6 protein-coding genes are annotated in these 6,118 nt (G+C 69.5%); 3 read left to right on the forward strand and 3 right to left on the reverse strand.

Annotation, left to right across the window (positions count from 1 at the left end; translation table 11 throughout):
• Positions 1–78 precede the first annotated feature (78 nt).
• The gene (locus tag J7I97_RS31555) at positions 79–1,290 is read left to right on the forward strand and encodes a pyridoxal phosphate-dependent aminotransferase (protein WP_214941848.1); all 1,212 of its coding nucleotides are present in this window, start codon (positions 79–81) and stop codon (positions 1,288–1,290) included.
• 135 nt (positions 1,291–1,425) lie between these two features.
• Positions 1,426–1,818 (forward strand): hypothetical protein, encoded by a 393-nt coding sequence (locus J7I97_RS31560; protein ID WP_214941851.1) that lies wholly within the window; start codon positions 1,426–1,428, stop codon positions 1,816–1,818.
• A gap of 322 nt (positions 1,819–2,140) precedes the next feature.
• Here the strand turns inward: J7I97_RS31560 and J7I97_RS31565 are convergent, their stop codons facing one another.
• From J7I97_RS31565 to J7I97_RS31575, 3 genes are all read right to left on the reverse strand, one after another.
• Positions 2,141–2,593 (reverse strand): hypothetical protein, encoded by a 453-nt coding sequence (locus J7I97_RS31565; protein ID WP_214941853.1) that lies wholly within the window; start codon positions 2,591–2,593, stop codon positions 2,141–2,143.
• 99 nt (positions 2,594–2,692) lie between these two features.
• A complete protein-coding gene (locus tag J7I97_RS40490) occupies positions 2,693–3,301 on the reverse strand; it encodes a hypothetical protein (protein ID WP_214941855.1) in 609 nt (202 codons plus the stop codon).
• A 51-nt stretch (positions 3,302–3,352) separates the two neighbouring features.
• On the reverse strand, positions 3,353–5,197 hold the full coding sequence (locus J7I97_RS31575) for a phosphoenolpyruvate carboxykinase (GTP) (RefSeq protein WP_214941858.1): 1,845 nt from the start codon (positions 5,195–5,197) through the stop codon (positions 3,353–3,355).
• Between the two features lie 211 nt (positions 5,198–5,408).
• Between J7I97_RS31575 and J7I97_RS31580 the strand changes: the two genes are divergently transcribed.
• The gene (locus J7I97_RS31580) at positions 5,409–6,098 is read left to right on the forward strand and encodes a hemolysin III family protein (RefSeq protein WP_374103738.1); all 690 of its coding nucleotides are present in this window, start codon (positions 5,409–5,411) and stop codon (positions 6,096–6,098) included.
• Positions 6,099–6,118: the final 20 nt, after the last annotated feature.

A 6,118-nucleotide genomic window follows, 5' to 3' on the forward strand; every position in this document is an offset into this window, starting at 1 on the left:
CGAAATAGGGCATACCGCCCCTTGACCTCCCGCCCGAATATCGAAGCGAGCTCGCACCAGGCCCCGTAAGCTCCCGTCATGCAGGTGATCCAGTCAACGAAACTCGCCAATGTCTGCTACGAGATCCGCGGCCCCGTGCTCGAAGAGGCCATGCGACTCGAAGCAGCAGGTCATCGCATCCTCAAGCTCAACACCGGCAACCCCGCGGCCTTCGGCTTCGAGTGCCCGCCGGAGATCCTTGAGGACATGCTCCGCAACCTGGGCAACGCCCACGGGTACGGGGACGCGAAGGGGCTGCTCTCCGCGCGCCGCGCGGTCATGCAGCACTACCAGACCAAGGGCATCGAGCTGGACGTCGAGGACATCTACCTCGGCAACGGCGTCTCCGAGCTGATCCAGATGTCCATGCAGGCACTGCTGGACGACGGCGACGAGGTGCTGGTCCCCGCGCCGGACTACCCGCTGTGGACCGCCTCCGTGTCGCTCGCCGGCGGCACCGCCGTGCACTACCGCTGCGACGAGCAGGCCGACTGGATGCCGGACCTCGCCGACATCGAGCGGAAGATCACCGACCGCACCCGCGCGCTCGTGATCATCAACCCGAACAACCCGACCGGCGCCGTCTACGACGACGAGATGCTGCGCGGGCTCACGGACATCGCCCGCCGCCACAACCTGGTCGTCTGCTCGGACGAGATCTACGACCGGATCCTGTTCGACGGCGCCACGCACACAAACACCGCCGCCATCGCGCCGGACCTGCTGACCCTCACCTTCAACGGCCTCTCCAAGAACTACCGCGTCGCCGGCTACCGGGCCGGCTGGATGGCGGTCTGCGGCCCCAAGAAGAACGCCGCCTCGTACATCGAGGGCCTGACGATCCTCGCGAACATGCGGCTGTGCGCGAACATGCCCTCGCAGCATGCCATCGCCACCGCCCTCGGCGGCCGGCAGTCGATCGTGGACCTGGTGCTTCCCGGCGGGCGGCTGCTGGAGCAGCGCGACACGGCGTACGACCTGCTGACGCAGATCCCCGGCATCACCTGCGTGAAGCCCAAGGGCGCGCTGTACCTCTTCCCGAAGCTGGATCCGTCCGTCTACAAGATCAAGGACGACCGGCAGATGGTCCTCGACCTGCTGCGGGCGGAGAAGATCATGGTCGTGCACGGTACGGGCTTCAACTGGCCCGAACCCGATCACTTCCGCATCGTGACGCTGCCGAACGCCAAGGATCTGGCGGACGCCGTGACCCGCATCGGGAACTTCCTCGACGGGTACGGCCAGCACTAGTGGCTCACTAGAAGCCTGCCTTCCGGATCAGGGGCGGGCCTGGGCCGGGAACACGCCCGAGCATCGCCGGATCGAACTCAACTTTAGAACTAATCCAATGTAGGATGGTCTCCTGACCACGCAGGAGGCCTCCTCATGTACGAGCCGATCCGCACCAAGTCGGTCGTCCACCGCATGGGCGGCAGCCGCACCGACTACCCGCACCGCAGCCGCGCCGAAGCGCTGGACATCCAGCTCGCCGGGCATCTGGCAGCCCTGCTCGCCGTCACCGACGAGCTCGGGCTCGACGAGGCCGCCGAGCGGATCGCCGCCCAGGTGGCGCGGCTGCGCGGGGCCCAGCCCACCCGTGCGCCGCACGGCGCCGTCGAGGACACCGCGGCCCTGCACCGGCGGGCGCACGACCTCGCCGCCCGCGCACTCCTCGTCGCCGCGTCCCGCGCCGACACCACCGTCGCGATCCTCGCCGCCGAGCGGATGGACGCGCACGCCGCCGACCTCGACTCCGTCGACCTGGCCGGCGCCCTCTGACGGCCCCGGTCCGGGGCCGCGGAGGCTCCGGACCGGGTGCCATGTCCCTGCGGGGCTGAACCCGGAGTCACGGCGCGGGGCCACAGCCCGAAGGCCACAGCGCTGGGGCCACAGCCCGGGGGTCACAGCCCGAAGGGCACAGCCCGGGGGATTCACAGCCCGGGGGGGCGCAGCCCGAAGGGCACAGCCCGGGGTCGCAGCCCGGGGGATTCACAGCCCGGGATTCAAAGCCCGGGATTCAAAGCCCGGTGGTCACAGCCCCGGGTCACAGCCCCGGGTCACAGCCCGGCAGTCACAGCCCCAGGGGCACAGCCACCCGGGGTCACAACCCCGGCACGGCCTCCGTCGGCTCGGACGGGGTGAAATCCGCGCCCGCGACCCCGCACCACGGGACCGTCGCGGCCGGCCATACCGGGCCGACCGCCTCGCCGTGTTCCGTCGCCCCCGGGGCCACGCCCGGGACCTTCACCAGTACCTGCGCCGCCCGGGCCCCCGGCTCCGGCTCCTCCCGGTCGCGGAACTCGACCGTGACGACGTAGACCCCGAGCCGCGGCGGGCTCCCCGTCACCTCAACGCCGGCCACCACCCGCCGGCTTGCCGGATCGATTCGGCACGCGGTGACCCGTACCGCCCCGGCGACCGCCCGCGGCGGCGGCTCGCCCGGCTCTCCCGCCTCGCCGCTGGCCCATACGTACAGCCCCAGCGGGGCGAACATCAGCAGTCCCGCCAGCACCATCAGCCCGACCAGCCAGCCCTGCCACTTCAACGCGCTCACGCCCATGGCACGATCCTCCCGGCCACCAGCCCCGCCCACCAGCACCCACGGGCCCACACAGCATTTCGAAGTGGGACCGCCTGGACACCTGACGTTCACTCAAGCCGTCGCGGAATGTGGGTCAAGCGGGAACAGGCCGCGGGCCTCGTGCCCCTCGATGACGGCGTGCGCGAGGAGATGGCCCGCCGGGCCGGGGAGTACGTCGGCTCGCTCGCCGGGATCGACACCCGCTCCCCGGCACGTACTGGCCCGGTCGTGGTGGCGGGGCTGTACGGCGCGGGCGCGCTGATCGCCCCGCCGGAGCGGGTGGACCGGCCGTACTTCGACGATACGGCCGCGCAACTGGGCGTCATACGGGAGCAGTTCCGGCAGCTTGAGGAGTACCTGGCCGAGGTGGAGCTGCCGCCGTCGGCCGGCGGCAAACTGGCCGAGCTGATGGAGCTGTACGGGGCGCTGCTGGAGCCCGGCTGGGTGGCGGACGTACTGGCGACCGAGCCGGACGCGGTGCACGCGCTGTCGCGGGGGATCCGGCTGGACGTCCCGGAGTGCGTGAACACGTACAACCGGACGCGCTGGTGGAACCGCCTCACCCCGGGCGGCGAGTCGCCGGAACGCCACCTGGAGCGGCAGCTGTCGGTGCTGTACGACGAGGCGGAACGCGTGACGGCGGACCTCCGCGAAGCAGAGGCCCGCCGTCAGCAGACGCATACGACCTACCTGGAGGACCAAGGGGCCGGTCCTGATCAGGTGAAGGAAGGTTTATCCGAGACGCTCGACAAGCGCGTGGTACTGGTCCCACAGCTCCTTCGGCGTGTGGTCGCCGTAGGTGTTCAGGTGCTCGGGGACCAGGGAGGCCTCGTCGCGCCAGACCTCCTTGTCGACCGTGAGGAGGAATTCCAGGTCCTCGGCCGGGATGTCCAGGCCGTCGGTGTCCAGGGACTCGACGGTCGGGAGGATGCCGATGGGGGTCTCGACGCCCTCGGCCGTGCCCTCCAGGCGCTCGACGATCCACTTCAGGACGCGGCTGTTCTCGCCGAAGCCCGGCCACACGAACTTGCCCGCGTCGTTCTTGCGGAACCAGTTCACGTAGTAGATCTTCGGGAGCTTGGACTGGTCCTTGCCCTCGCCGACCTTGATCCAGTGACCCATGTAGTCACCCATGTTGTAGCCGCAGAACGGCAGCATGGCGAACGGGTCGCGACGCAGCTCGCCGACCTTGCCCTCGGCGGCGGCGGTCTTCTCGGAGGCGATGTTCGAGCCGATGAAGACGCCGTGGTTCCAGTCGAAGGACTCGGTGACCAGTGGCACGGCGGAGGCGCGGCGGCCGCCGAAGAGGATCGCGGAGATCGGGACGCCCTTGGGGTCCTCCCACTCGGGGGCGATCGTCGGGCACTGCGAGGCCGGGACGGCGAAGCGGGCGTTGGGGTGGGCCGCCGGGGTTTCGCTCTCCGGGGTCCAGTCGTTGCCCTTCCAGTCGATGAGGTGGGCGGGAGTCTCCTCCGTCATGCCCTCCCACCAGACGTCGCCGTCGTCGGTGAGCGCGACGTTGGTGAAGACGGTGTTCGCGTACATCGTCTTCATGGCGTTGGCGTTGGTGTGCTCGCCGGTGCCGGGCGCGACGCCGAAGAAGCCGGCCTCGGGGTTGATCGCGTAGAGGCGGCCGTCCTCGCCGAAGCGCATCCAGGCGATGTCGTCGCCGATGGTCTCGACCGTCCAGCCGGGGATCGTGGGCTCCAGCATGGCGAGGTTGGTCTTGCCACAGGCGGACGGGAACGCGGCCGCGATGTACTTGGGGGCCTCGGCCTCCCCCTGCGGCGGGGTGAGCTTGAGGATCAGCATGTGCTCGGCGAGCCAGCCCTCGTCGCGGGCCATGACGGACGCGATGCGCAGGGCGTAGCACTTCTTGCCGAGCAGGGCGTTGCCGCCGTAGCCCGAACCGTAGGACCAGATCTCGCGGGTCTCGGGGAAGTGCGAGATGTACTTGGTGGTGTTGCACGGCCACGGCACGTCGGCCTGGCCCTCGGCGAGCGGAGCGCCGAGGGTGTGGACCGCCTTGACGAAGAAGCCGTCGGTGCCGAGCTCGTCGAGGACGGGCTTGCCCATGCGGGTCATGGTGCGCATGGCGACCGCGACGTAGGCGGAGTCGGTGATCTCGACGCCGATCGCGGAGAGCTCGGAGCCGAGGGGGCCCATGCAGAACGGGACGACGTACATCGTCCGGCCCTTCATGGAGCCGCGGAAGATGCCCTTCTCACCCGCCGTGCCGATGAAGAGTTCCTTCATCTCCGCCGGGGCCTTCCAGTGGTTCGTGGGGCCCGCGTCCTCAGCCTTCTCGGAGCAGATGAAGGTCCGGTCCTCGACGCGCGCGACGTCGGACGGGTCGGAGGCGGCGTAGTACGAGTTGGGGCGCTTCGCCGGGTCGAGCTTCTTGAACGTGCCCTTGGAGACGAGCTCCTCGCACAGGCGCTCATACTCGGCCTCGGAGCCGTCGCACCAGACGACGCGGTCCGGCTGGGTGAGGGCTGCGATCTCGTCGACCCAGGAGGCGAGCTCCCCGTGGTTCGTCGGGACGGAAGTGGTGGGAGCCGCGTTGTCGCGCGCCACGATTGCTCCTTGTTGAGGGGTTTGTTTGGTTTTTGCCCCGTGGGGGCTGCGACCCGGACGCTTCGCGCTCCGCTCATCCGGTGCCGACCGCACTCATCTGATCATCCGGTGCGTGTGCGCATATGTCCAGGGGGCCTCTCACGTGAGCATCGCCACGTCCGTCAATCTTCCGTAAAGAGGACTAACGGAAACCTACGGACCCGTAGGTAGCATGGCGGCCATGACTTCTGACGCCGCGGCCGTGGCCGTATCGGCCGTGCCGGAACCGGAGGCCAAACCGCTCATGCGCGGCTGGCTGCACACCGGGATGTTCCCCGCAGTGGTGGTCGCCGGTGTGGTGTTGATGGCGTTCACCGACTCGACCCGGGCACGGGTGGCGTGCGGGGTCTACATCCTCACAGCCTGCCTGCTCTTCGGCGTCAGCGCGGTGTACCACCGGGGCACATGGGGGCCGCGCGGCGAAGCGATCCTGCGGCGGCTCGACCACGCCAACATCTTCCTGATCATCGCCGGGACGTACACCCCGCTGACGGTCCTCCTGCTCCCGCCCTCCACCGGACGGACGCTGCTGTGGGCGGTCTGGATCGCGGCCGGGGCCGGCATCGCCTTCCGCGTCTTCTGGGTCGGCGCCCCGCGCTGGCTCTACACCCCCTGCTACATAGCCATGGGCTGGGCCGCGGTGTTCTTCCTGCCCGACTTCATGCGCACGGGCGGTATCGCGGTCCTGGTGCTGGTCATCGTCGGCGGTCTGCTCTACAGCGTGGGCGGGGTCATCTACGGCATGAAGCGCCCCAACCCCTCCCCCCGCTTCTTCGGCTTCCACGAGGTCTTCCACTCGCTGACGCTCGCGGCCTTCGTCGCGCACTACGTCGGCATCTCGCTGGCCGCTTACCGACACTAGCCCTAGCTCCGTTCTTCGCG

The sequence above is a fragment of the Streptomyces sp. ISL-87 genome, assembly GCF_018614095.1.
Lineage (GTDB): Bacteria > Actinomycetota > Actinomycetes > Streptomycetales > Streptomycetaceae > Streptomyces.

Bases quoted from the DNA above. Each gene is read 5' to 3' on its own strand.
- J7I97_RS31555 (WP_214941848.1), top strand. From the start codon at position 79: ATGCAGGTGATCCAGTCAACGAAACTCGCCAATGTCTGCTACGAGATC.
- J7I97_RS31560 (WP_214941851.1), top strand. From the start codon at position 1,426: ATGTACGAGCCGATCCGCACCAAGTCGGTCGTCCACCGCATGGGCGGC.
- J7I97_RS40490 (WP_214941855.1), bottom strand. From the start codon at position 3,301: ATGCGTCTGCTGACGGCGGGCCTCTGCTTCGCGGAGGTCCGCCGTCAC.
- J7I97_RS31580 (WP_374103738.1), top strand. From the start codon at position 5,409: ATGGCGGCCATGACTTCTGACGCCGCGGCCGTGGCCGTATCGGCCGTG.